This window comes from Hymenobacter antarcticus (assembly GCF_039539545.1).
GTDB classification, from domain to species: Bacteria; Bacteroidota; Bacteroidia; order Cytophagales; family Hymenobacteraceae; genus Hymenobacter; species Hymenobacter antarcticus.
In genome coordinates, this window is record NZ_BAABDI010000037.1 from 17291 (window position 1) to 41384 (window position 24094).

Annotated in this window: 13 protein-coding genes; 4 read left to right on the forward strand and 9 right to left on the reverse strand. The window is 62.9% G+C overall.

Annotated elements, in window-relative coordinates:
- Positions 1-20: 20 nt before the first annotated feature.
- Together plsY and ABD819_RS19110 are read right to left on the reverse strand one after the other, a co-directional pair.
- Entirely contained in the window at positions 21-659 is a 639-nt protein-coding gene (gene plsY, locus ABD819_RS19105; protein ID WP_345126993.1) for a glycerol-3-phosphate 1-O-acyltransferase PlsY, read from the reverse strand.
- 210 nt (positions 660-869) lie between these two features.
- Positions 870-6401, reverse strand: coding sequence for a hypothetical protein (locus tag ABD819_RS19110; protein ID WP_345126995.1), 5532 nt, complete (start codon positions 6399-6401; stop codon positions 870-872).
- 420 nt (positions 6402-6821) lie between these two features.
- Between ABD819_RS19110 and ABD819_RS19115 the strand changes: the two genes are divergently transcribed.
- Entirely contained in the window at positions 6822-7853 is a 1032-nt protein-coding gene (locus ABD819_RS19115) for a Gfo/Idh/MocA family protein (protein ID WP_345126997.1), read from the forward strand.
- Between the two features lie 242 nt (positions 7854-8095).
- Here ABD819_RS19115 and ABD819_RS19120 read toward each other — a convergent pair whose 3' ends face one another.
- From ABD819_RS19120 to uvrA, 7 genes are all read right to left on the reverse strand, one after another.
- A complete protein-coding gene (locus ABD819_RS19120) occupies positions 8096-10618 on the reverse strand; it encodes a TonB-dependent receptor plug domain-containing protein (RefSeq protein WP_345126999.1) in 2523 nt (840 codons plus the stop codon).
- Positions 10619-10810: 192 nt separating this feature from the next.
- On the reverse strand, positions 10811-11641 hold the full coding sequence (gene prmA, locus ABD819_RS19125) for a 50S ribosomal protein L11 methyltransferase (protein WP_345127001.1): 831 nt from the start codon (positions 11639-11641) through the stop codon (positions 10811-10813).
- A 270-nt stretch (positions 11642-11911) separates the two neighbouring features.
- Positions 11912-12262, reverse strand: coding sequence for a 7(1) septoil knot domain-containing protein (locus ABD819_RS19130; protein WP_345127003.1), 351 nt, complete (start codon positions 12260-12262; stop codon positions 11912-11914).
- 102 nt (positions 12263-12364) lie between these two features.
- Complete coding sequence (gene tpiA, locus ABD819_RS19135; protein ID WP_345127005.1) at positions 12365-13132, reverse strand: triose-phosphate isomerase; 768 nt, start codon at positions 13130-13132, stop codon at positions 12365-12367.
- A gap of 80 nt (positions 13133-13212) precedes the next feature.
- A complete protein-coding gene (locus ABD819_RS19140; protein ID WP_345127007.1) occupies positions 13213-15756 on the reverse strand; it encodes an erythromycin esterase family protein in 2544 nt (847 codons plus the stop codon).
- A gap of 103 nt (positions 15757-15859) precedes the next feature.
- Complete coding sequence (locus ABD819_RS19145; protein WP_345127009.1) at positions 15860-16738, reverse strand: hypothetical protein; 879 nt, start codon at positions 16736-16738, stop codon at positions 15860-15862.
- Between the two features lie 153 nt (positions 16739-16891).
- Complete coding sequence (gene uvrA, locus ABD819_RS19150; RefSeq protein ID WP_345127011.1) at positions 16892-19783, reverse strand: excinuclease ABC subunit UvrA; 2892 nt, start codon at positions 19781-19783, stop codon at positions 16892-16894.
- 150 nt (positions 19784-19933) lie between these two features.
- Here uvrA and ABD819_RS19155 point away from each other — a divergent pair, with 150 nt between their 5' ends.
- From ABD819_RS19155 to ABD819_RS19165, 3 genes are all read left to right on the forward strand, one after another.
- Positions 19934-20926, forward strand: a complete 993-nt coding sequence (locus tag ABD819_RS19155; RefSeq protein ID WP_345127013.1) for a hypothetical protein — start codon at positions 19934-19936, stop codon at positions 20924-20926.
- A 57-nt stretch (positions 20927-20983) separates the two neighbouring features.
- Entirely contained in the window at positions 20984-22390 is a 1407-nt protein-coding gene (locus tag ABD819_RS19160) for an alpha/beta fold hydrolase (RefSeq protein WP_345127015.1), read from the forward strand.
- A gap of 158 nt (positions 22391-22548) precedes the next feature.
- Positions 22549-24027: an alpha/beta hydrolase gene (locus ABD819_RS19165; protein WP_345127018.1), complete on the forward strand. Its 1479-nt coding sequence runs from the start codon at positions 22549-22551 to the stop codon at positions 24025-24027.
- The last annotated feature ends 67 nt before the right edge of the window (positions 24028-24094 follow it).

Below are 24094 nucleotides of genomic sequence, written 5' to 3' on the forward strand. Positions count from 1 at the left end.
TAGCAGGGGGAATGCATCAGTTACTTCCGCCCAAACAGCGGCACCCTACTCTCGGTCCCGCTCCGCAGCCGGCCAATATTGGCCCTGTGCGTGTAGATGAGCAGCGCCGCCAGCACGAAGCCCACGTACACCATGAACGGCTGCGCCGGCCGGAACTGGGGCAGCAATTGCAGCAGCGCGAAGGTGACGCCCGCCGTCATGCTGGCCAGGCTCACGTAGCGGAACAGCAGCAGCATCCCGATAAAGACCAGCAGGCACACGCCCACCGTGGCCGGGGCCACGCCCAGCATCATGCCCAGCACAGTGGCCACGCCCTTGCCGCCCCGAAACTGCGCGAATACCGGGTAGATATGGCCCACGATGGCCAGCACGCCGCAACCCAGCTTGTAGTAGAGCTCATGCTCGGGGGCAATGGCCCCTTGCGCCACCAGCCACGCGGGCAGGCAGTAGGCGGCCACGAAACCCTTCAGCGCATCGATGAGCAGCACGGCCGAGCCGGCCCGGGGGCCCAGCACGCGAAAGGTGTTGGTAGCGCCGGCATTGCCGGAGCCGTGCTCGCGGATATCGGCCAGGCCGAAGAAGCGGCGGCCCACCCACAGCGCCGTGGGAATGGAACCGAGCAGGTAGGCGGCGAGGAGCGCGAGGGTGATGTAGAGCATGGAGTAAAATGAATGAGGAGGCGAACATAACTCCCCTCCTTGCAAAGGAGGGGATATTTTGCTGAAAGCAAAATTGGGGTGGTAAACTCGTTGCACGATGGGCGAACGAAGCTAACGCGAGTCGTTCGGGTGTCGTGCAACGAGTTTACCACCCCCGTTTTCGCTACGCGAAAACTCCCCTCCTTTGCAAGGAGGGGAGTTTCGTTCAGTCTAGCTGTCGCCGAAGGGGTCGTTGGCGGCTTTCTTTTTCTTCTTCTCTTCTTCCTTCTTCTTTTTCTCCTCCTCCTTTTTCAGCTTTTCGGCTTCCCTGGCCTGGCGGTCGGCTTCTTTTTTGGCCAGGGCGGGGTCGGGAGTGTCGGCAGCGGGCGGGGTGTCGGCAGCTTTCTCCTTCACCGTTTCCTTTTTAGCGGGCTCGGTGGCCGGGGCCTCGGTTGGGGCGGGGGTGTCGGCGGCGGTTGCCTTGGCTTTTTCCTTTTTGGCGGGGGCCGGAGCCGGGGCGGGCTCGTCGAGCACGCCATCGCCGAAGGGGTCGTTGGCCTTGGCCTTTTTCTTCTTCCTGGCGGGTTCGGGGGCGGGCTCGGCATCGGCGGTGCCGGGGTCGGCGCTGGGGTCGGTACCGAAGGCGTCATCGGCCTTGCCCTTTTTCTTCTTTTTGCTGCCGGCGTCCTCGGCGGGCTCGGCCGGGGCGGCGGGGGCCACGGTGCGGGTAATCTGCTTGCCGGTTTTGCCCAGGTAGTCCTTCTGGAAATGCACGCGGAAGGCATCCACGTCGGCCAGCGCACCCAGAAACACGCTGTAGGTGGTGGCCGTTTCGTAGTCGTATTTAGCCTTGCTGCTGATTTCGTAGTTAAAGTTGTCGCTGGACGAAGTCGTGAGCATCAGGTTTTTGGCGTACTTGAAGTAGTACCAGCTCTGCGGCTCGGCTTCGAGGTAAATCTCGACCACTTCGGCCCCGTCTTCGCGGCGAATTTCGATGCTGCCCGTCACCAGGGCATTGAGCGACTGCTTGCCCACGCCGGCCAGGCCAATCGGGCCCACCGAGTACCAGGCGTGCCGCTTCTCGTTCCACCGCAGGTTTACCTGGCTCAGCAGCAGGGTGTGGCCCGCCAGCTTGGGCGAGAGCTGCGCGATTGACCCGGCGGCCCCGTTGCGGGCGGCGTAGCTCTGCGTGGCCTTGTCGCCGATGAACTGGGCCAGCTTGTAGAGCTCGTTGGTCGAGCCATTCAGGGCCTCGGGGCCGTTCTTGGTGATTTTGGCCAGCTCGCTGCCCATCACGTCCACGGCCTTGGGGGGCATGGTGAAATCGATGCCCAGCAAGGCATCCACGGCGTAGCGGGCGCTGTCGGGGTTGGCCGTGCCCACGCCGCTGGCAATCATCTTGTAGTCTTTGCCGGGGGCGATGAAGGACAGCGGCCCGCGAAAGGTGATGCGGTTGGTGGAGTCGATGTAACTGAGGGCCGCGCCCTCGTAGGCGTTTATGTCGCTGGGGTCGCTGCGCGAGATGGTATAAATGGCCCTTTTGGCGTCGTAGCGCAGGTCGCCGTCCACCTTGAGCATGGTCAGGTCTTCGGGGGGGGGCGCGAGAGCCCCGTAGAGTGGGTAGAGCTTGCCGCTCTGCTCGGCCCGAAACAGGCCGATAACGAGCGGAGTATTGTCGGGGGCCTTGAGGTCGCGGAGATTGATGCGGACGTTTTTCGGGTCGATGGAGTCCTTCAGCGCCACCCAGGAGGAGTTGGCGTAGCTCTTGCCAAACTGCAGCTGCGCTTCGCCGGTGAAGGCGAAGCCGCGCCGCCGGGAGTTCAGCTGCACGTTGCCCCGGTAGCCGATGCGGTGCAGCAGCTGCACCTTGTTGCTCACGTTCACGGCGGCCGTGGCCACGGTGGCGGGGCCCTGCGCGGTGCCCTCGAAGGCCCCGTCGTTGGTTTTGGCGCGGCGGAAGGGGTTGATGCCGCCGCCGCTCACGTCGGCGCTGGCCAGCAGGAAGGCCGGGTCGGGCTCGAAGTTGTTGAAGCGCAGCGACACCGAGTCGTTGGCGGTTTTGACCACGTAGTCGGCGCTGCCGGTAAAGGCCGCCTTCGACACCACTTCGATGCTGCCCTTGGTGAGGCGGTGGAGCTTGGCCAGCGAGTCGAGCAGCACGACGGAGTTTTTGAGGCGCTGGATTTTGCCGTTCACCCCAATGTTCACGCGGCCCGAGTCGGGCACAATCCAGGCATCGGCGGCGGCAATGTGGGGCACGCCGCTCACCCGCATCTGGTACTTGGCCAGGTCGTAGAGGCCGCTGGTGGCCTTAAACTTCAGGCCGAACTGCACGGGGTTGGTCGAGTAGAAGAACGACTTGGTGGAGTCGGCCCCCTGGGCCATGCGCAGCTGCACCTGCTTCTTCTTGAAGTCCCAGTGCCCTTTGCTGAGCGTGGTGCCGAACGTGGAGTACGGCAGCTCGACGCTGGCCTTGCTGTCCTTCTCGCGGGTAAAGTCGGCCGTGCCCTTCTTCAGGTCATACTCGAAGGCCACGTCGTTGGCGGTGAGGGCGGGCTTGTTGGCTTCGGCCGATTTCACGCTCAGGGTGGCGTGCTTACCGGAGTAGTGGTCGGAATTGAAGGTAAAGTCGTGCGACTTGATGAGCGACTGCGGGCCGTCGAGGCGGCCGTCGCCGCCGGTGCCTTTGGGCGTGAGCAGCGTCGTGCCCGAGAAGTTGTAGCTGGCCACGGTTTTAGCCTTGCGGTCGGCGCTGGCGTAGAGGCGGGCCGTGCCGCCGCCGGCCGGCGTGGCCAGGAACATCGAGTCCTGCTTCACGTTCCAGTGCATGAGGTAGTTGGGCGGCATGCTGATGCGCGGAATATCGACGGCGCCCTCGGTGCGGGCCGCGATAACGCCCGTGCGGCCCACGGCCAGCACCGAGTCGCGGTAGAACACGAAGGCATCGGAGGTAAAAGTGCCTGACTGGTACGTGATGCTGCCATCGGCCTGCAGGCCCCGGCCGTTCACCTTCACCTTGTTGAACACCCGGCCCTTGCCCTTATAGAGCGGGAAACCGTCCTTCGGCACATCATAAACGAAGCCCAGCGAGCCGTCTTCCTGCACCGTGAGCTTGGTTTTGAGGTCGGGCAAAATGCCGCCGCTCCGGAACGTGCCCTCGAAGCCCGAGCTCGATTTGCCGATGCCGTTGAGCGAATCGAGCTTAAAAGGCGGAATATCGAACACCAGCGTCGAGTCGTAGACCCCGCCGAGCACGTCCTGCTTGCCGAAATACACGTTGGCCCCGCTCTGGGAGTCGAAGGCCGGGTACTGGGCTTTTCTCTTGCGGCCCGACTTGTTTTTGGGGTCGTTGAGGAAGAGGCGGCCGGTCGAGACGTTGCCTTTATTGGTGAGGGCAAAGTCGGCGTGCTTGCCGGTGGGCTTGCCCTTGGCATCCTTGGCTTCACTGCGAATCACAATGGAGTCAATCTTGGCCATGTCAATGTAGAAGCCGTCGTAGTTGAAGTTGAATTCGCGGCCCTTGAAGCGCATGGCCGAAGCCACCACCGCGCCGCGAAACTTGATGTCGCGGTTTTTCTGAATGCGGATAATGGCGCTGTCCGGCTTCACGTACACCGTGGCCGAGTCGTCGGAGAAGTTGAAGCGCTCCACGCCGCGCACCAGCAGCTCGTTGGTGTTCAGGTTGAGGGTGGCGTTGCGGCCCGTGCCCGAGAGCGACTTAATGGCGATGTGGTCGTAGTCTTTGCGGTCGCGGGCGGCGGCCACGTAGTGCGCGCCCTTGGGCAGAATGGTCACGTCGCCGGTCTGGGGGTTCCAGGCCACGTAGCCGTCGCGGGCCAGGCCAGCCATATCGGAGCGCATATTGAGCACCGACGTTTTCAGGTCGGTGGCCAGGTTGCTCACGTTCACGGTTTTCACGTTTTCGTGGGCCTGGGCGTAGCCCACCAGCATTTGCAGCGGATGCAGCCGGTTGATGCTTTTGAGCTGCTGGTAGCGGTTGTTGGTAAAAAACTCTTTGCTTTCGAAATCAGCCGACTGCTGGTTTTTCGACGACAGTACCGCGAAGTCGATAGTGGGCTGGCGCAGGTTCCAGGTCAGGGCCTGGGTCCGGATTTCGAGCTGGTGATAAGAGTCGCTGTACGGCGTGTTTTTATACAGGCCTTCTTCCCGCGAAAGCTTGAGCTGCTGCTTGGCTTTCGAATACTTGAGCTGCGTGCCAGGGTGCGTCACCGAGTCCTTGGTTCCCTGGTAGATGGTGATGGCCGCCCGGCTGGCGGTAATGAGCGAGTCGCCGAGCACGTAGGCCCGCGAGGCCGCCTTAAACTTGGGCTTGCCATCGAGGCTCACCGTGAGGTTGGAGAGCGAGCCGTCGAGGGCGGCGCTGAGGATTTTGCCGCCGCTCATCGACAAGCCACCCCGGTACTGGAGGTTGTCGCCGAGGTTTTTGATGCGGGCATCGTTGGTGAGGGAGATGAAGCGCGGGTAGCCGGTATCGGGCGCGCCGGGCTTGCGCCGCACGCTCTTGTAGCTGAGCGCGCCCTTGACGGGCGCTTCCAGCACGGCCGGGTAGGTCAGGGTCACGGGCTGGGCCGTGAACTCGGGCTTGGTCATGTCGAAGTCGAAGCCCGCCATCTCGGCCGTCACCAGGTTGGTTTTCACCGACCACACCAGCTGCCCGCTGGTGGCCAGAAACCGCCCGGTATTGGGCACGGCCGTGCCGCTCACTTTCTTCAGAAACACCGAGTCGCCGGCCGTGGCGATAAACAGGTCGGCGTCCTTCACCACGATGACCGCACCCCGGGCGGGCGGGGCCAGGTACTCATCGTAGGGCAGCGCCGAGGGCGCGAACGAGGCCGTGGGCGCATCAAAATCCGACGACTTGACCGGCGCAGCTTCTTTCGCAGCGGCGGCCGGCGTGGTCCTGGCGGCCGTTTTGGCTACCGGCTTTTTGGCCGGGGCCTTCTTTTTCGCGGGTGCGCCCCAGCCGTCGTCATCGCCCCAGCCGCCGCCGGAGGGCGACGACCACATATCGGCGCTGTCCCAGCCGCTGCTGCTGGCTTTTTTCTTAGCCGCGGGCTTAGCTGGCGCGGCCTTCACCGGGGCTTTGGCCACGGCCGGCTTTTTGGGGGCAGCGGGCAGCGGTTCCTCCTTCTTAGCAGGCTCGGGCGCGCCAAATTCCAGGTTGGAAACCGGCGCGGCAATGGGCGAATAGGCAAACGACACCGTGCCGCCCACGGCCCGCAGCGTGTTGTAGCCCGAGCGGTAGAGGTAGCCACCGGTGAAAAACCGGTTGGTACTGGTGATGAATTTCTCGGTTTCCTGGGGGGCTTCTTTCTCCAGGGTCTGGCCCAGCACGTCGAGGTACTGGTCCATCTGCTGGTCCTTGAGCTTGGCCAGCATCACGCCGTTTGCAATGGCGCTGAACAGGTTTTCGAAGTGCGGACGGGGCCGGAATTTCTTCGCCAGCATGGTTTGCGACAAGGCCACGATGCGGGCCTGCTGCGAGCTGGTGAGGCGGTTGGAAGCCCACAATTCCTTGAGGCGGGCGGCCACCACGCGGGCCCCGGCGTTGTTGGTGCTCGCCATCATGCCCTGCACGTCCACAATATATTGGGCCGGGTCGGTCGAGAGCTTGCCTACCTGATAGCGCGGGGCGGGCGCGGCGGCTCCGGTGGCCGTTGGCGGTTTGGTCTGGGCCCGCGCCGGCCGATAACCGCCCAGTACCAAGCCCAGCAACGCGATAAGAACACCTATTTGCTTCATAGTAGAGTAATGAATCTGAAATACTGGCTTGTCAGGCAAGCCCAGGGCTACCGCCCTGGCAAACCCATTGCTGAGGCAGTCACCCTTTTGCCCCGCGCCGGCATCGACGCGGCCAGGATTTGGGAGGCTGCTTGATTACCGCAAACGCCCAGCCTGGAGGATAGTGCCAGCAGTTGCGCTAAAAAACCCGGTACAAGTTAGTCAGAATCAAAAAAGCAACTACGCAACCACCAGAACGAATGCGCAATACCCTTTGATTATCAATAACTTTCCGGCTAACGTCCTTTTTCAGGTTCCTTTTATTATCCCACTTCCACGCGTGCAATCCGCAGGCCCGGCAATCGGCTCGCCACCACCTACGCTGCCAGGTTCCGGTTGCTGAGCGGTTCATTTGTGCCACGCTTCCTCGCTTTCTCCTCTATGCCCACCGCTCCCATTCGCACCGCCCTGCTGGCCTATGGTATGTCGGGCAAGCTTTTTCAGGCCCCGTTTCTGGCCGCGCACCCGGGGTTCGACCTGCTGGCGGTGGTGGAGCGCACCGAGCGCCGGATGCACCTCGACTACCCCACCATCCGCAGCTATCCGGCTGTGGAGCAGCTGCTGGCCGACCCAACGCTGGAGCTGGTGGTAGTGAACACGCCCAACGACACGCACTTCGACCTCGCCTGCCGGGCCCTGCGCGCCGGCAAGCACGTACTGCTGGAGAAACCGGTAGCCACATCGGTAGCGCAGCTGGAGGAGCTGCTGGCCCTGGCGCGGCAAATGGGCCGCCACCTGCTGGCTTACCAGAACCGGCGTTGGGACAGTGATTTCGGCGCCGTGGCCCGCGTGGTGCAAAGCGGCCAGCTCGGCCAGCTCATCGAAGCCCACCTGCGCTTCGACCGCTACAAGCTTGGCCTGAACGTGAAGAAATTCAAGGAGGAACCCCGGCCCGGCAGTGGCCTGCTCTACGACTTAGGGCCGCACCTCATTGACCAGGCCATCAGCCTGTTTGGGCAGCCGTTGAACGCTCACAAAACGGTGGGCAAGTATCGCCCCGGCACGCAGGTCGACGACTTTTTCTCGCTGCACCTGCGCTACCCGGCCGGCCTGAACGTGTGGGTGAGCAGCAGCCTGCTCGTGGCCGCCCCCGGCCCCGCCTACGTGCTGCACGGCACGCGAGGCAGCTACCAAAAAGCCCGCACCGATAACCAGGAGGCCCAATTACTGCAAGGACTCTCGCCGCTGGCTCCCGGCTACGGCCACGAAAACCTTGGCCAAGAAGGCCGCTTAACGCTGGTTTCCGCCGACGGCAGCCTTGTTACCATTGCTGCCGACCCCGCTGCCCCCGGCAACTACCTGGGCTTGTTCGACGCGGTGTTTCAAACCATTCGTCACAACGCCCCCTACCCCATCAGTGCCAATGAGCTGCGCTGGCAAAACGCGCTGCTGGAGCAGGCTGCTGACGCCTGATGAGCACCGCAGCAAAGAGGCCGGGATAACCTTGTCCTTACCCAAATTTGGGTCGTTGAGCCGGTCTGACCGCTCTAGGCGGTCTGACCGGTCGTCGTGAGGTCGAAATCGTATCAACGACAACCGGTCAGACCGCCTAAGGCGGTCAGACCGGAGCAACGGCCCCAGATTTGGGTAAGCGACAAGAATAACCCGGCCTTTTTGCATCTGAAGCCGCTTGGCAAGCTGTCTATCTGTACGCTCTACTTGCCGCGCACGACCATGGTGCCGCTGCCCTGAGCGGGCTGGCCGCTCAGGCTCACGCCCTCGGCCACGGCCTGGAAAGTGCCACTGCCATCGGCCGTGAAGAAGTGCAGCTCGGCCTGACCCTGGGCATTGGTGCGCACGCTGGGGTTCCAGTAGAGGGTGCTGGTACGCGGGTCGGCGGGCGGATTGGTGAGCAGGGCATTGTAGCGCGGCTGGTAAAACTCGCGGGCCGCGTAGTAGCCCGGCAGCTTTACCGTAGCAATGCCCGGCGCGGCGGGCAGGTCGGCCCCTTTGTAATTGGGGTCGGCCCGCTTCGTATAAATAGCAATTGCGCCCCCCGCAGCCCCAAAAATAGCCGCTTCGGGCCCTTTGAATATCTCGACCGATTCCACGTCGGAAGCAACCAGGGTGCTCACGAAGTCAATGTCGACTTTCTGACCATCCACAATTATCTGCGGCGTGCCCTGCCCCCGAATCTGCACCGTCATATTGGGCGGGTTGCCGGTCACGGTCAGGCCCGCTACGCGCCCTTGCAGCACCTGCAGCACCGACATGCCGGATTGGGCCACGGGGTTGTTGGCGAAGTCAACGACGGTACTGCCGGTGGCCCCATACAGGCGGCGCGGGTCGTCGCGCGGCACGGCCACCCGCTTGGCCGTGACGGCCACATTGCTCAGGATGATGTTGCGAATGGCTTTTTCGGGGTGCAGCTCCAGGTCGGCGGCCTGGGCCTGACGGCTGCGGCGCACGTAGGCCGCCACGCCGGGCGGGGCGGCGGCTACGGGCGGCAGCACGGGCAATACTCCCCGGACTGGTACTGGCCCATTATCGGGCCGGATAATGACGTTGGAACCGCCCTGCGAGCGCCGCGCCTGCAGCGTGATAACCGCCGTGTCGCGCACCGGAAAGCCCGCGAAAGTGAACCGGCCATCGGCGGTGGTGGTGGCGGTGGTCACGTTGCGCGCCGGACTGGTTTGCAGAAAAGTGAGCTGGCTGCCGGGCACCGGCCGGTTGCCGTGCTCGCTCACCACTTGGCCGGTCAGCACGATGTCCTGCTCCGGGGTGAAGGGCGCGGGCGGGGCCTCGCCGGCCAGCACGGCCTTCCACACAAAGCGCCGCCAGCCCTGCGTCAGCAGCAGGTCGTCGAGGGCCTGGGCCGTGGCCGCCGACTGCTCGCGGAAGTAATAACCGGGGTTTTCGACGTAGCCCGCCAGGTCCGAAGTCAGCAGCAGGTTCGAGGCGATGGTTTCGGCGTTGGGGTCGAGGGCGGTGAGCCCGGCGTCGCTCACGGCCAGCGAGAAGTTGGTGGCCACGGGTTGGCCTTCCGAATCGGTCACGCGCACGGTCAGCTGCACCGGCGCGTGGGGGCCGTAGCTGGCCTGGTCGGGCGTCACGCTGATGCGGAGCGCGGCCGGGCCGTTCTGCACGAAAGCCAGCCGCTCGCACTGCGGCCCGCCCTGCGCATCAAATAACGTGAAGTGCACGATGCCGTTGGGATAGTTCTTTTTGGGCATGCGCCAGGCGGCCGGCACGTCGCCCGTGAGCGGACGCGGGCCGGGGTAGGCGGCCGCGCCGCGCACCTGGCTCATCAGCTGCACGGGGCCGGGGGCAGCCGTGCCACTGGCACCACGGTAGCGCGCTTCCACCAAAAAGCTCTCGCTGGTTTCGACGATGCGCAGGGTGTAGCCCGTGGGCTGGGCCACCGGCAGGGGGTAGTCGGCGGTGCTGCCATCGGGCAGCGTGAGGTGGGCGTGGTAGCGCTGGCTGGTACCGGGCACAAAGGCAAAGCGCCCCATGCCCGCATGCCGGCTGCTGAAAGCGGCGACCACCACGGCATTCTGGGCATTCCGAATCTGGCCCCGTACCGCAATACTCCGGCCATTAACGTCGATGGCTTTGCAGGCCACCACGGCGGGCAGGCCCTCCACGAGGGTGCCGCCTTCCGGGAAAAACTGCACGTCGGGCCGGCTGGCCGTGGCCCCGCCCGGGCCGCGCTGCTTGCGGGCTGCCAGGGCCGCCGCCTCAGGGCTTAGCTCCTGCGGGCCGATGGGCGACGCCGGCCAGATGCTCAGGCGGCGGCTATACACGAACCCGTCGCCCGCGTTGCGCATCCAGTTGGTGTAGGCGCGCAGCACGTAGGTGCCGGCCGAAAGCGAGTCGGCAATGTCAAGGTCACCGCTGGCCCGGCCGCCCTGCAGGCGCAGGGTACGGCGCGCCACTACTTTTTGCTGAGCCGAAAGCAAGTCGACGTGCAGCACCTGGCTGAGCGAGTCGAGCTGATGCTGGCCGGCATCCACCACGTAGGCGCTGAACCAGATGGTTTCGCCCGTGGCATACACCGGCCGGTCGAGGTGCAGGTAGGCCTTTTCGCCCCGGGCCACCGCGTAGTATTCCGTCATCTGCCGCGCGATGCGCTGCAAGGGAGTTTCCTCAGCGGGCTGCTGGCGAAAGGCCATTAAGCCAAGCCCACTGGCCAGCACGACGGCCGCTAGTGCTTTCTGCACGCGCACAATTCTCATGGTTGCACTCTGGTCAAAACAGTCGGTTTGATGGAAAACCAACCGCGAGGTTACGCGACCAACATGGCAAGGCCATGAAGCCGAATGGCTGCGGCGGTAACTGAACATGTACCCCGAAGTTTTACTTCGGGCCGGGCGAACATCAATCGGTCAACGACCGAAGTGAAACTTCGGGGTACCCGTTCCGGGCCTTTATTCTTTTTCGAAGATGGCCGACACCCAGCTGCGCAGCGTGCGATGGCGCTGGTAGCGCAGACCGTGCTTGCTTGCCTCGGCGGTGATTTTGGGGAGGTCTTCCTCGTAGAAACCGCTGAACAGGATGGGCCGGCCGCTGGGCAGCAGGCGGGCATATTCGTGCATATCTTCGAGCAGCACGTTGCGGTTGATGTTGGCCAGAATCAGGTCGAAAGGCTCCTCGTCGGCCAGCGTCTCCACCCCGCCCAGGCGGCACTCGATGGTGTGGCACTGGTTTTCGGCGGCATTGTCGCGGGCGTTTTCCACGGTCCAGGGCTCGGTGTCCACGGCCAGCACCTGGCGGGCTCCCAGCATTTCGGCCATGATGGCCAGGATGCCGGTGCCGGTGCCCATGTCGAGCACACGCAGTCCTCTGTGGCTCACGTCGAGCTGGTTTTCAATCATCAGCGCCGTGGTTTCGTGGTGGCCCGTGCCGAACGACATGCGCGGCATAATCACGATGTCGTAGTCCACGCCCGCCGGCTGTGGGTGGAACGGCGCGCGCACCGAAACCCGCTCGGCAATGATGAGGGGCTGGAAATTCTTCTCCCACTCGGCGTTCCAGTTCTGACGGGTAATCACGCGGTGCGAGTGGCTCAGCTCGCCCTGGCCCTCGTAGCGGCTCATGATTTCGGCCACCGCGTCGGGGTTGAACACCTCTTCGGTGGTGTAGGCGCAAAAGCCCGCGTCGGTGTCCTCAAAAGTGTCGAAGCCTACTTCGGCCAGCTCGGCCACCAGAATATCGGCCAGCTCGCGCGGGGCTTCAACGGTCAGTTCAATAAAATCCACTTGGTTGAATTATGAGTTAAGAGTCAAGAATTGTGAGTTATGAGTTATAAATTGAAGCCGTATGGAAACTTCGTTCGCGACTCATAATTCACAACTCATAAGTAGGTCGGGTAAATTACTTTGCAATAAAAAAGAACGTCATGCTGAGCGCAGTCGAAGCATCTCTACCGCTTCAGCAGGGCCGTTCAGCGAAGCGGTAGAGATGCTTCGACGGGCTCAGCATGACGTGCTGATAAATCAAACTAATTTCCACGACCTACTTAATTTTCTTTAATTGGTCTTGCAGCCGGCGAACGAGCGCACCGTCGTGTAGTGAATCGAGAAGTCGGCCTTGCTGCGGTCGGGGGTCACAAACAGCACGTAGTCGGCAAAATCGCGGGCGGGAGCATCGGCCCACAAACCTACTTTATCAGCAAATAGCTTATTAGTTTCCTTGAAAACAATGAGGTCGGCGAAAGCCTCCTGGGGCTCCACATACACCGTACCGAAGCAGTAGGACCGGCGGGCCGGGTCGGTTTCGAGATACACCGAGCCGTAGATTTTGCAGGGCTCCAGCGAAACGGCGGCCGGGGCTTTGGCGGGCATCAGGGCCAGCAGGAGCGTGAGCAGGAAGGAGAGCATTCGGGGGAAGGGGTAAGTTTTGAGGGCTGAGGGTTGAATGCAGAATGCAAAAGGTGGGGTTGTCGTTCAACGCAACATTCAACCCTCAAAACTCAACCCTGCTTAAAACGACTGAATAATCGTCGTGAAGTCGGCTGCCTTCAGCGAAGCGCCGCCGATGAGGCCGCCGTCCACGTCGGGCTGCGAGAACAGCTCCCGCGCATTCTGCGCGTTGGCCGAGCCGCCGTAGAGAATGGTGGTGTCGAGGGCGGCCTGCGCGTCGTAGGCCCGGGCCACCCGCTCGCGGATGAAGGCGTGGACTTCCTGCGCCTGGGCGCTGGTAGCGGTGCGGCCCGTGCCAATGGCCCAGATGGGCTCGTAGGCAATGGTAACCTGCGCAAATTCCTCGTTGCTGAGGTGAAACAGGCCATCGGTGAGCTGCTTGCCGATGTAGGCAAACGTCTCGTCGGCTTCGCGGGTGTCCAGCGACTCGCCCACGCAGAAGATGGGCTTGAGACCGGCAGCCAGCGCGGCTTTCAGCTTCTGGCTGAGCAGCGCATCGTCTTCGCCAAAATACTGGCGGCGCTCCGAGTGGCCCAGAATCACGTACTCGCAGCCCACCGAAGCCAGCATGGCGGCCGATACTTCGCCGGTGAAGGCCCCGCTTTCTTTCTGGTGGCAGTTCTGCGCGCCCAGGTGGAAATTCGACGACTGGGGCAGCTGCTGCCCCACGCCGTGCAGCAATGGGAAAGGCGGGCAGATAACGACTTGCGGGGCATTGGCGGCCGGGGCGGCCTCGCCGGCCAGGCGGGTTATTTCGGCTACCAGGGCCAGGGCCTCGGGGTAGGTCAGGTTCATTTTCCAGTTGCCGGCAACGAGGTTTTGGCGCATGTGCTAAGGAGGCTAAAGCGAGAAACTATTTACACCGCAAAGCTAACGGCAAACGCCCCCAACGCAGACTACTGCCAGAATCACTGCTTGCTGGCCTTGAGCTGGTCGGCCCCCACCACTGCGGAAGGCCGCTGGTGCGTGCGCCAGAATTCCTCGTGCAAGGGCTTATCCTTCAGCAGCATGCTGGCTACGGGCGGGCGCTCGGGCAACACCGCTACGCCAGCGGTGCGAATGTTGGTGAATTGCAGGCTCAGCACCGACAGTTTCTCCATGTGCTGGCCCGTGGCCAGGTTTTTATGCTTCTCAATCCACTCCTGAGCCGTGGTATTCACGAAGTAATGCCCGTCGGGCTGCTGCTGGTAGGTTATGGTCTGGCGAATGCGGTAATCCCGGTGGATGCTATGCCAGCTCGTGGCAGCAGCACCACTGCGAGCGAAATACTTGCGGGTAAGCTGATTGAGCCGCACCGTGTCGCGGGCCCATTCCACCTCGCAGCGGGTCACGGCGTAGTCGGCGTGGTTGATGTAGAGCTTGCCGGTGTAGCCCTGGTCAAAATAGTCGCCCGTCGTGCGGCGGGTTTTCTTCCGGGCTACAAACTCGACAACCAGGGTTTCGCGCCCTTCATACTCGATGATGGGGCCGAGCGAATACGTGTACTTACCCAGCGTGCGGGCCTGAAACAGCGGATTTTCATCGACCAAATCGGCAAAATGCGCGAAATACCCACTGTGGCCGTAGTGGTAATCTTCCCACCCGGTGCCTTTGGCGGGCAGCTGGTTCCACTTTACTTCTTCGAGCCGCGAGGCGGCGGCGCCCACCGAGCGGTAGCCCTGCGCATCGTAGTACGTGCTGAAATACTCTACGTCGTAGAGCAGCGAATCGTAGTTGGTCGAGGAGGCGCGGGCGTACACATCGGCGTTATAATCCTGCTGGAGGTAGTTTTTGGGCAGGTTTTTAATAACCCGCTCCATTATTTTGCGCGGGTTCAGGCTTTCGCCGCTCACCTGCACCCCGGCCAGCGCGTAGGCCTGGGGCGGCAGCAGCAGCGTGAGTCCGGTGGCCGTTTGGGACCCCACCGACACCGCCCGCGCCCCGAAGCCCAGGCAGGTGGCTACCAGCGTATCGGCCGCAGCCGGGCGCGGCAGCTCAAACTCCCCCTTGATGTTGGTGACCAGCCCCAAGCCCTGCTTTTTGAGGTACACGCTGGCAAAAGGCACGGCCGCCCGGGTTTTCTCATTAAGCACCCGGCCGGATAGCCCAACGGCACCTGCGGCCCCACCAGCCCGCACCGTGACGCGGCGCTTGGCCGCCGCCGGCGGGCCGCCGCTGGTTTTGCTCAGCCGCACCGAGTCGCGCAGCGTGAGCGGAGCCTCGGTCGTGGCTTCGGTGGGCGGGTGCACGGTTTTCAGAAACAGTAGCCCATCGACCACCGCCGTCCAGTTGCCGGCCACGGGCGTGTATTCGAACAGGCTGGCCGTGGTGGCGGCCAAGGCGGGCTGCTGCATGCGCACGAACAGGTACTCCGGCCCCAGCGCATCGAGCTGGCTTTCGAGGCTGCCGGGGGCGGGGGCGGGCACGGGCTTGCGCGGGCCATACACGTTGCCATACACGCCGTGGGCCGTGGCGGTGCCCAGCACGTACACCTGGCCCGGCAGGGCGGCTTTTAGCAAGAAGCCCATGGGCCGGTAGGCTTGCAGTTCGGCACTTTGCAGGCCGGCCAGGCTGCCGGCAAAGTGCGGGGTAGCGCCCCAGCAGATAACTTTTTCGGCCGGATGCTGGCGCAGGTACCAGAGCAGGTTTTCGGCCATCAGCCGGTCGCGCACGTTGCTGTCCTTCGCTTTGAAACCGGTTTCGCCCTTGGCCCCCGGGTCGTTGTGCGCATAGTCGCGGGCCAGGGTATTCACACTGCCCAGGCACTGAAGCCAGAATTCGGCCCTGGCTTTGCGGGCGGGGCTGGTAGCGGCCACGCGCTGCAACAGCTTGGTGGCCTTGCCAATGCCCAGGTTGAACAAGCTGTACTCGTGCGCCGGCGAAAACGTGTAATGTTGCCCCATCACGGCCATCACCTCCTCCAGGTAGTCATAGGGCACGGCATCGGCCCCCTTCTCCGGGCGCAGAAACGCCTGCAGGTCTTCCACCAGTTCTTCGCCGTATTCCCCGCTGAACTGGGGGTCGAACCCGGCCACTTTCAGCTTGCCCGGCCCCACCAGCCCGGCCATGGGTTGAAACTCCTGGCTGCGGCTCCAGATGGGGAACAGGCTTTTTTCGAAGCAGGCCGCCGGGGCTTTGCCGGCCTCCAGGTCCTGCTGCGCCCGGCTCAATTCGTAGAAGCCGCTTTCGAAGGCTACCGTGGTAAAGCCCAGCTGCCGCAGGTACCGCACGAGACGGATTTTGGCCCCGAACACATTGCCCTCGCCGTGCGTGGGCTCGCCCAGCAGCACGACGCGGGCCGCCCCAAACTCGGCTTTCAGAAAAGTCAGGTCCGTGAAATCAGGGTCTTGTGGGTCGATGGTCCGAATGGCCTGGTAGGCCAAGGCGGGCGCGGGCTGGGTCGACTGGGCCAGGGCCGCTACCCCCGCCGTCAGCAGAACGAGGAGGGCCGAAAATCCTTTGGTGATGAACATGCAGGTTGGTGCAGAAGATAACGCCGGGCATCGGAGTCGGGCCATGAAATGCCGCGCTTCGACCCCGCATCAAATCTCCGCAGAGAAAACTGACTTTACCCGACTAGCCCAACCGGCCCGCGTTCCGGGCGGCAATCTCTGCTTCGGCGGCGGCGGCGGCTTCGTCGCGCAGCTGCCAGGGCGTTTTGCGGCCGCCCATCCGCGAAAACACGAAGCCGGCTACGATGCTCACGGTAGCCCCGACCAGCGCGGCCCAGCCCAGCTCGGGCACTTCGCGCAGCCGCGCCACCCACAGCCACGCCAGCGCCCAGGCCACCACCAGCGGGAATACCAGGTCGCGAAACACGCGGCTCATCAGCAGCCCCAAGGCGACCACTACGAAAATCAGGCCCAGCGTGAGCGTTACCGACAAGCCCACGGCGGGCCGCCAGCCGAGCTGCTGCAAGCCGATGGTGATGTTGATGACGGAAGCCACCGAAATCCACCCGAGGAACAATGAAAAAGGAACGCCGACCAACGCGGGCGCGGCATCGGCGAAAATGCGCCGCCGGGCCCGGCCGTAAGTCACGATAAGGCAACCCAGAATGAGCAGCATCACGCCCACGCTGGGCAAAATCAGCTCGTAGGCAAAGAGCACCACCCAGCCCGCGGTAGCCACGTTGGCCAGGGTGAGGGGCTTGGCCAGCGCATCGGGCAACGACAGCTTTTTCTGCCCGGGCAGCAGCTGCCACACGGCGTATATCGCCAGGCTCAGAAAAATCAGCCCCCAGATACTGAACGCATAGCCGGCCGGCGTGAGCAACGTGGGGTATTTGGCCGACACCTCGCCCATGGTTTGCCCGGCAAACGGGTGGGTGTTGGAGTAGTAATTGAGAAAAATGTTGCCAAAAATGGCAATAGCGGCCAGCCAGCGCCACGCCCGGCCCGTAGCCGTGCGGTCGGGGGTAGCGTAGTGGTCGGGAGCAGAAGCGGTGAGCGGCATGATGACGCGATGGGTGGGTGCCTACGGAGCAACAAATGAATCGGATTAAGTGCCGGGGACACTCAAGGCGACGCATGGGAGCGCGGGCGGCAGGGGTAAGAACAGACCCCGAACCTGCGCAATTAATCATCCGGCAGGTTCAGTGCCGCAACGTTACACTTTATCCGCTAAAAAACGCGCGGTATGGTTCGAATCTTTCAGCTTCACCAGCTCCTCGGGGGTGCCTTCGAACAGCAGGTGGCCGCCGTTGAGGCCGCCTTCGGGGCCGAGGTCGATGAGCCAATCGGCGCACTTGATGATGTCGACGTTGTGCTCAATGATGAGCACGGAATTACCTTGCTCAATCAGCGCATTGAGGGCCCCGAGCAGCTTGGCGATGTCGTGAAAGTGCAGGCCGGTGCTGGGCTCGTCGAAGATGAACAGGATTTTATCCTGCTGAAGGGTAGCGCCTTTGGTGAGAAAAGAGGCGAGCTTCACGCGCTGGGCCTCGCCGCCCGAAAGCGTGTTGGCCGACTGCCCGAGGCGGATGTAGCCCAGGCCCACGTCCTCCAGCGGCTTGAGGCGCTCGGCTACTTTGGGCTGGCTTTTGAAGAACTGAACTGCGTCGGTCACGGTCAATTCGAGCACCTCGTCGATGCCTTTTTCCTGGTATTTGATGTCCAGAATATCCTGCTTGAATTTTCGGCCGCCGCAGCCTTCGCAGGTCAGATAGATATCGGCCATGAACTGCATCTCGATTTTCACTTGGCCTTCGCCCTGGCACACTTCGCAGCGCCCGCCGTCCACGTTGAAGGAGAAGTGCGAGGGCTTGAGGCCCCGGGCCTTGGCCAGCGGCAGCTCCGAAAACAGCGTCCGGATGGCGTCGTAGGCCTTCACATAAGTTACCGGGTTCGAGCGCGACGACTTGCCGATGGGATTCTGGTCCACGAACTCGACGTGCGACACCTGCCCGTTCACGCCGGTGAGGCGGTCGAACTTGCCGGTGCTTTCGCCCGCGCCGCCGCCCAGCATTTTCATCAGGGCCGGGGCCAGAATGCGCTTGATAAGCGTGGACTTGCCCGAGCCCGACACGCCCGTCACCACCGTCATCACACCGAGCGGAATCTTCACGCTCACGTTTTTGAGGTTGTTTTCGCGGGCCCCGGTTAGTTCCAGGGCGTTGCGCCAGGGGCGGCGCACCTTGGGTACGGCCACCTCCATGCGGCCGCTCAGGTACTGGCCGGTGTAGGTGCTGGTGTCCTGCAGCAGCTCGGCCATGGTGCCCTGGAACATGAGGTTGCCGCCGCCGCTGCCGGCTTCGGGGCCGATGTCGATAATCTGGTCGGCGGCCTCCATCATCTTCTCCTCGTGCTCCACCACCACCACGGTATTACCGAGCTGCTGCAACGAGCGCAGCACGCCAATGAGCTGCTCGGCATCCTTGGGGTGCAGGCCAATGCTGGGCTCGTCGAGCACGTACATCGAACCCACCAGCGCCGAGCCCAGGGACGTAGCCAGCGAAATACGCTGGCTCTCACCGCCGCTCAGCGTGTTGCTCAAGCGGTTCAAAGTCAGATACCCCAGGCCCACGCGGTTGAGGTAGCCGAGGCGGTTGGTGATTTCCGTTACGAGGCGCTCGGCCACTTTGGCGTCGTGCTCGCTCAGGCTCATGTTCTGGAAGAACGTCAGGGCATCCGAAATGGGCAGCAGCACGATATCGGCAATGCTGCGACCGGCGAGGCGCACGTACTGCGCGTCTTTGCGCAGGCGGGTACCGCGGCAGTCGGGGCACACGGTGCGGCCCCGGTAGCGGCTTTGCAGCACGCGGTACTGGATTTTGTGGGTCTGCTCACTCACCCATTTGAAGTACTTGTCCAGGCCTTCGAAGTGCTTGTTACCGGTCCAGAGCAGGCGCTGCTCGGCTTCGCTCAGGTCGTTGTAGGGCCGGTGAATGGGAAAGTCGAAGCGGATGCCGTTTTTCAGCAGCGGCTTCAGCCACTCGCCCTGCTTCTCGGTGCGCCAGGGCGCGATGGCACCCTCGTACACGGTCAGGCTTTTGTCCGGAATCACCAGGTCCTCATCAATGCCCAGCACCGAGCCAAAGCCCTCGCAGGTCTGGCAGGCGCCGTAAGGGTTGTTGAAGGAGAAGAAGTTGACGCTGGGCTCCTCGAACACGATGTCGTCGAGCTCAAACTTGTCGGAGAAGGTTCTATTCGTTGTTAGTTGTTGGTTGTCAGTTGTCAGGCCAGCGCCGTTTTCACTGGCAACTGACAACTGATAACTAACAACTAATGTCCCGTGGCCCTCGAAAAACCCCGTTTGCACCGAGTCCGCGAGGCGGAAGAGCAGGTCCTCGTCATCGGGGCGCAGCACGGCGCGGTCAATCATGATGGATACTTCGCCCTGCACCTCGGGCTGGCCCTCCCCTATCAGGTCCTCAATCTGGGAAGTCACGCCGTCGACCACCACGCGGCTGTAGCCTTTTTGCAGCAGCAAATCCAGCTCCTTACTAATGGTGCGGGTGTGGTCGGCGCGGTGCAGCGGGGCCAGAATCATGGCCTTGGTCCCCTCAGGCTGGGCCGCCAGAAAATCGACCACGTCGGCCACGTTATCCTTGCGCACCTGCTCACCGCTCACGGGTGAAAACGTGCGGCCCACCCGCGCAAACAGCAGCTTGAGGTAATCGTAAATCTCCGTACTCGTGCCCACCGTCGAACGGTTGTTCTTGATGCTGACCTTCTGCTCGATGGCAATGGCCGGCGAAATACCCCGGATATAGTCCACGTCGGGCTTGTCCATGCGGCCCAGAAACTGGCGGGCGTAGCTGCTCAGGCTTTCCACGTACATACGCTGGCCTTCAGCGTACAAGGTATCGAAAGCCAGACTGGATTTGCCCGAACCCGAGAGGCCCGTGACGACAATAAACTGGTTGCGCGGCAGAGCTACGCTGAGGTTTTTAAGGTTGTGAACCCGGGCGTTTTTGATGAGGATGAATTCGCGCGGGTCGAGGTTGTCAATGGCGTTATCGGCGGGGGCCGAAACTTGCAACGAGTCTTTTTTGGGCATAAACGAACTAACAATGGGAGGGGGCCGGAAGGTTTCGGCCAGGGTCCATTTGCTTGGGGCCACGAAGGTACGGCCGGCAGGAAGGCAACATAAACATCTTAATCCGGACCAAGTGCCTAACATTGTAGTACACTTCGTTCCCAACTATTAATGTTTCCTTCCAGTCCGATTGCTACTATCTACCAAGTGTTGCAGCACGTACAAGCCGCCGCGCAAGCCAATGCTGCCATTTTTCGCAAAAACGAGGCCGCTACCCGAGCGGCCTTGATTGACCCTGTGTTGCGGGCACTGGGCTGGGATACTGCCAATGTGCAGGTGGTAGAGCCCGAAAAAACGCTCAGCAACGAGCTGCGAATCGACTATTTGCTGAATGACCCCGCCGGCCAGCCATGGGTCGTTGTCGAAGCCAAATGCCTCGATAGCAGCCTCGATAAATACGGCTACGTCGGTAAAATTCTGGGGTATGCCCTGACGCTGAACGTCCATACCGTTTGCATCACCGATGGCATTACCTGGCATCTGCACACGCATTTGCGGCACGGCAAGTCTGAACCCGTGGTATTTTCCCTGGTGGAAAACGACTTACTACGGGCAGCCAACGAGCTTATTCGCGGGCTTGACGCGGCACAGGCCGGCCACGGTATTCTGCTGCCCAATGCTGGCCGCACAGCGGCCTTATCTCCTATAAATCCGCTGCCCCCCTCCGCCAAGCCAATCTCGCCAGTAACAAAGCAGCCTGCGAAGCCTAAGAAGCAGCCCGCTACCACACCGGACTTCACTGAGCTCGCGCAACTGCATTTGTTGGCTTTACAGCCAGGCCAGAAGCCTAAGCAGCTACGCTTACCCAACGGCACCGTCAAGCCAATTGCCATCTGGAAGGATATTTTGCTGGAGGTGTGCTACCTGGTGCTATCGACCAATGGCAACTTAGTCCTTCCCTTTCCCGACAAAGCGGGCAAAAAACGCTCCCTCTTTTCATATACAAAGCCAGAAGGTGGTTCGAGCACGCTTACTTCCTACAAAGGCAACCCCGTTTTCATACTTACCCACTACAGCGCCGCCGACTGTATTGCCAACGCCCTCTACGCCGCGAAGCAACTCCTCCCCAGCCAGCGGAAAGCTAGTCTGGCCGTGAGTTTCTAGAAGCACGCCAAGCTGCCAGCCCAGCGCAACCGCAACCTACCTTTCCAATCCTTCCCCATGCGCACGCTTACTCGCTTTCTGCTTGGTACCTGCTTCGCCCTCACTACCGCCAGCGCCCACGCCCAAACCACCCGCCCCAGCCTCACCGGCACCTGGGCGGGCACGCTGATGGGCACCCTGGATTTCACCGCCCACCTCACCGACCCGGCCGGTGGGCCGCGCACCGCCACGCTGGATATTCCGGCGCAGCAGGCGAAAGGATTGGTCATGCAGCTCCGCACGCCCGGCGACAGCGTGTACCTGAGCATGCGCCAGCCCGTAGCCGCGCAGTTTGCGGGCCGGCGCTCGGCCGATGGGCACCAGCTGGTGGGCGAATGGCAGCAGGGGCTGCGCTCGTTCCCGCTCACGCTCAGCCGCGAGGGCAGCACCGGAAAAGTATCGGGGCCCAACCGTCCCCAGACGCCGCTGCCACCCTTCCCCTACCAGTCGGCCGATATCACCTTTAAAAATGAGAAAGCCGGCGTGACCCTGGCCGGCACCTACACCGTGCCCGCCGACATGGGCCCGTTCCCGGCCGTGGTGCTGCTCACCGGCTCCGGGCCGGAGGACCGCAACTCCACCATTATGGGCCACCAGCCCTTCGCCGTGCTCGCCGACTACCTCACCCGCCAGGGCATCGCCGTGCTGCGGTTTGATGACCGGGGCGTGGGCCAATCCGGCGGCACGCTGGCCGGCACCACCAGCGCCGACTACACCGCCGATGCCCAGGCCGCCCTGGCCTGGCTGCGCGCCCAACCGGGCATCCGCAAAAACCAGGTGGGCCTGGTGGGCCACAGCCAGGGCGGCACGGCCGCGATTGGAGCTGCCATACTACCCGCCGGGCCCGACTTTTTGGTGCTGCTGGCCGCGCCGGGCATTCCGGGCGATGAGCTGATTGTGCAGCAGTCGCTGGCCGGGGCGCGCCTGCAAACCACCGATGCGGCGCAGCTGACGACGACCGAAAAGGCGCAGCGGGCCATGACTCAGATTGTGCAGAAAACCCCCGACAATGCCCAGGCCAAGGCCCAGCTTATGGCCTACTACACCGCCATCGACCCGCAGCTGGCCGCCCTGCTGGAGCCGCAACTGGCAATGCTAACCACGCCCGACTACCGCAGCATCCTGGCCGACCGGCCGGCCAAAACACTGGCCAAAGTGCGCTGCCCGGTACTGGCCATTGGGGGCAGCAAGGACGTGCAGGTGCCTGCTCCGGCCAACCTGGCCGGTATTGCGGCCGGCCTGAAAACGGCGGGCAACCGCGATGTGACGGTGAAGGAATTGCCCGGCCTCAACCACTTGTTCCAAACTGCCGGCACGGGCAGCCCGGCCGAATACGGTACCATCGAGGAAACTTTCGCGCCGGCGGCACTGCAGGTGGTGGGCGACTGGATTATGCGGCATACCCAAAAGCAGGGCACGCCATAGTCGTACAGGACGCTTTTCAGCTGGTCGGCCCGTGGGGCCGACCAGCTGCATTTTACTCCCTTGCGCAACGAGAAACTAAATCCATTGCCAAAAGAAAACATTTGTTGTACTTTTCAGCCCCAACACGCCAAAATACGCATCTATTATAGGCTGATTCCATGATTCGATTCCTACTCGCTGCCTTTCTTCTACTAAATACTCTGCCGCAGGCCGTTGCCGGTCCCCCTCCTGCCCCCGGCCCGCTCAATGGTCAATGGAAAGGCCCGCTGAAACTACTTGGCGGCGAAATAACCCTGATTATCACCATCGTGCCGCTCACCAACGGCACTTTTTATGCCGCTCTCGACGCCCCCCAGCAGCGCATCAGCCGCATGCCGGTGGAAGTAGAGCTCAAGGACGACAATCTCACCCTGCGCATCGAGCAGGCCGGCAGCAGCTTCGTGGGCAAAGTGCTCGATGACGGGGCCACCCTGCAAGGCACCTGGAAGCAGCCCGGCGTGACGGCCCCCATGGTGCTCACGCGGGCAGCAGCCTCTGTACAGGCCGTTACCAAGTTCAAAGCCACCCCGCCCTACCGCGAATCGGAGGTCAGCTTCGTGAACCCCGTCACCAAAGCCCATCTTGGTGGCACGCTCACTGTGCCGGCCGGTGAGGGCCCCTTCGCAGCCGTGGTACTGCTCTCCGACTCGGGCCCCCAAACCCGCGACGTGGACGTGAACGGCTACCGGATGTTTGGCCAGCTCGCCGATTATCTCACCCGCCACGGCATCGCCGTGCTGCGGTTTGATGACCGGGGCGTGGGCAAATCGACCGGCAATTATGCCACTGCTACCACCGCTGGCTTCGTCACCGATGCCCAGGCGGCGCTCACGTTTCTACGCTCGCGCCCCTTGGTGGCGGCGCACCGCGTGGGCTTACTCGGGCACGGCGAAGGGGCCAACGTGGCCCTGCTCACGGCCGCCGGGCCGGGCCGGGCGCCGGCCTTTGTGGTATCGCTGGCCGGCTACGGCCAGCCCGGCGATGAGGTGCTGCGGCGGCAGCAGGGCGAAATCATGCGCCTGATTGGGGCCGACCCGTCGCAGGTGAAAGCCGCGCAGGACGTGTACCAGCGCACGGTCGACGTTATCCGCCAAACGCCCGACAACACCATGGCCCGCAACAAAGTAGCCTCGCTGCTCACCGGAGCCAACATGGGCGTTGATGCCAGCATGGCCCGCGCCCGCGCCGCACAGCTCACCTCGCCCTGGTCGCGGTATTTCTTCGATTTCAACCCCCAGGCGCAGCTGGCTAAGGTGCAATGCGCGGTGCTGCTGCTCAATGGCACTTCCGATTTGCAGGTATCCGCCCGGCGCAATATGACGCCGCTCTACCGGGCCCTGCGCCGCGCCAGGCGCACGGCCACAGCCCACAAGCTCGAAGGCATCAACCACCTGTTTCAGCCCGCGCCGGCCCAGTGGCCGATGATAAACGGCGTGCAGCAAGCCGTTTTTTCGCCCGATGGCCTCAAGCTCATCCACGCCTGGGTGGCTCAGGAAACCCGCCTGCCCGGTGGCCCGCTCCCGGTCACGGTGAAGCGGCCGCCCTCGTCGACCCGCAAGGCTAACCGCACGCCCAGCACCACGAAATCGCGCAGCTGATTCCGACGGATTGGACCAAGAGGCTATCCGAATAGGCCGTCATGCCGAGCGCAGCCGAGGCATCTCG

Excerpts from the sequence above, each read along its gene's own strand:
- plsY (WP_345126993.1), bottom strand. The coding sequence starts at position 659 with ATGCTCTACATCACCCTCGCGCTCCTCGCCGCCTACCTGCTCGGTTCC.
- ABD819_RS19110 (WP_345126995.1), bottom strand. The coding sequence starts at position 6,401 with ATGAAGCAAATAGGTGTTCTTATCGCGTTGCTGGGCTTGGTACTGGGC.
- ABD819_RS19115 (WP_345126997.1), top strand. The coding sequence starts at position 6,822 with ATGCCCACCGCTCCCATTCGCACCGCCCTGCTGGCCTATGGTATGTCG.
- ABD819_RS19120 (WP_345126999.1), bottom strand. The coding sequence starts at position 10,618 with ATGAGAATTGTGCGCGTGCAGAAAGCACTAGCGGCCGTCGTGCTGGCC.
- ABD819_RS19130 (WP_345127003.1), bottom strand. The coding sequence starts at position 12,262 with ATGCTCTCCTTCCTGCTCACGCTCCTGCTGGCCCTGATGCCCGCCAAA.
- tpiA (WP_345127005.1), bottom strand. The coding sequence starts at position 13,132 with ATGCGCCAAAACCTCGTTGCCGGCAACTGGAAAATGAACCTGACCTAC.
- ABD819_RS19140 (WP_345127007.1), bottom strand. The coding sequence starts at position 15,756 with ATGTTCATCACCAAAGGATTTTCGGCCCTCCTCGTTCTGCTGACGGCG.
- ABD819_RS19145 (WP_345127009.1), bottom strand. The coding sequence starts at position 16,738 with ATGCCGCTCACCGCTTCTGCTCCCGACCACTACGCTACCCCCGACCGC.
- uvrA (WP_345127011.1), bottom strand. The coding sequence starts at position 19,783 with ATGCCCAAAAAAGACTCGTTGCAAGTTTCGGCCCCCGCCGATAACGCC.
- ABD819_RS19155 (WP_345127013.1), top strand. The coding sequence starts at position 19,934 with ATGTTTCCTTCCAGTCCGATTGCTACTATCTACCAAGTGTTGCAGCAC.
- ABD819_RS19160 (WP_345127015.1), top strand. The coding sequence starts at position 20,984 with ATGCGCACGCTTACTCGCTTTCTGCTTGGTACCTGCTTCGCCCTCACT.
- ABD819_RS19165 (WP_345127018.1), top strand. The coding sequence starts at position 22,549 with ATGATTCGATTCCTACTCGCTGCCTTTCTTCTACTAAATACTCTGCCG.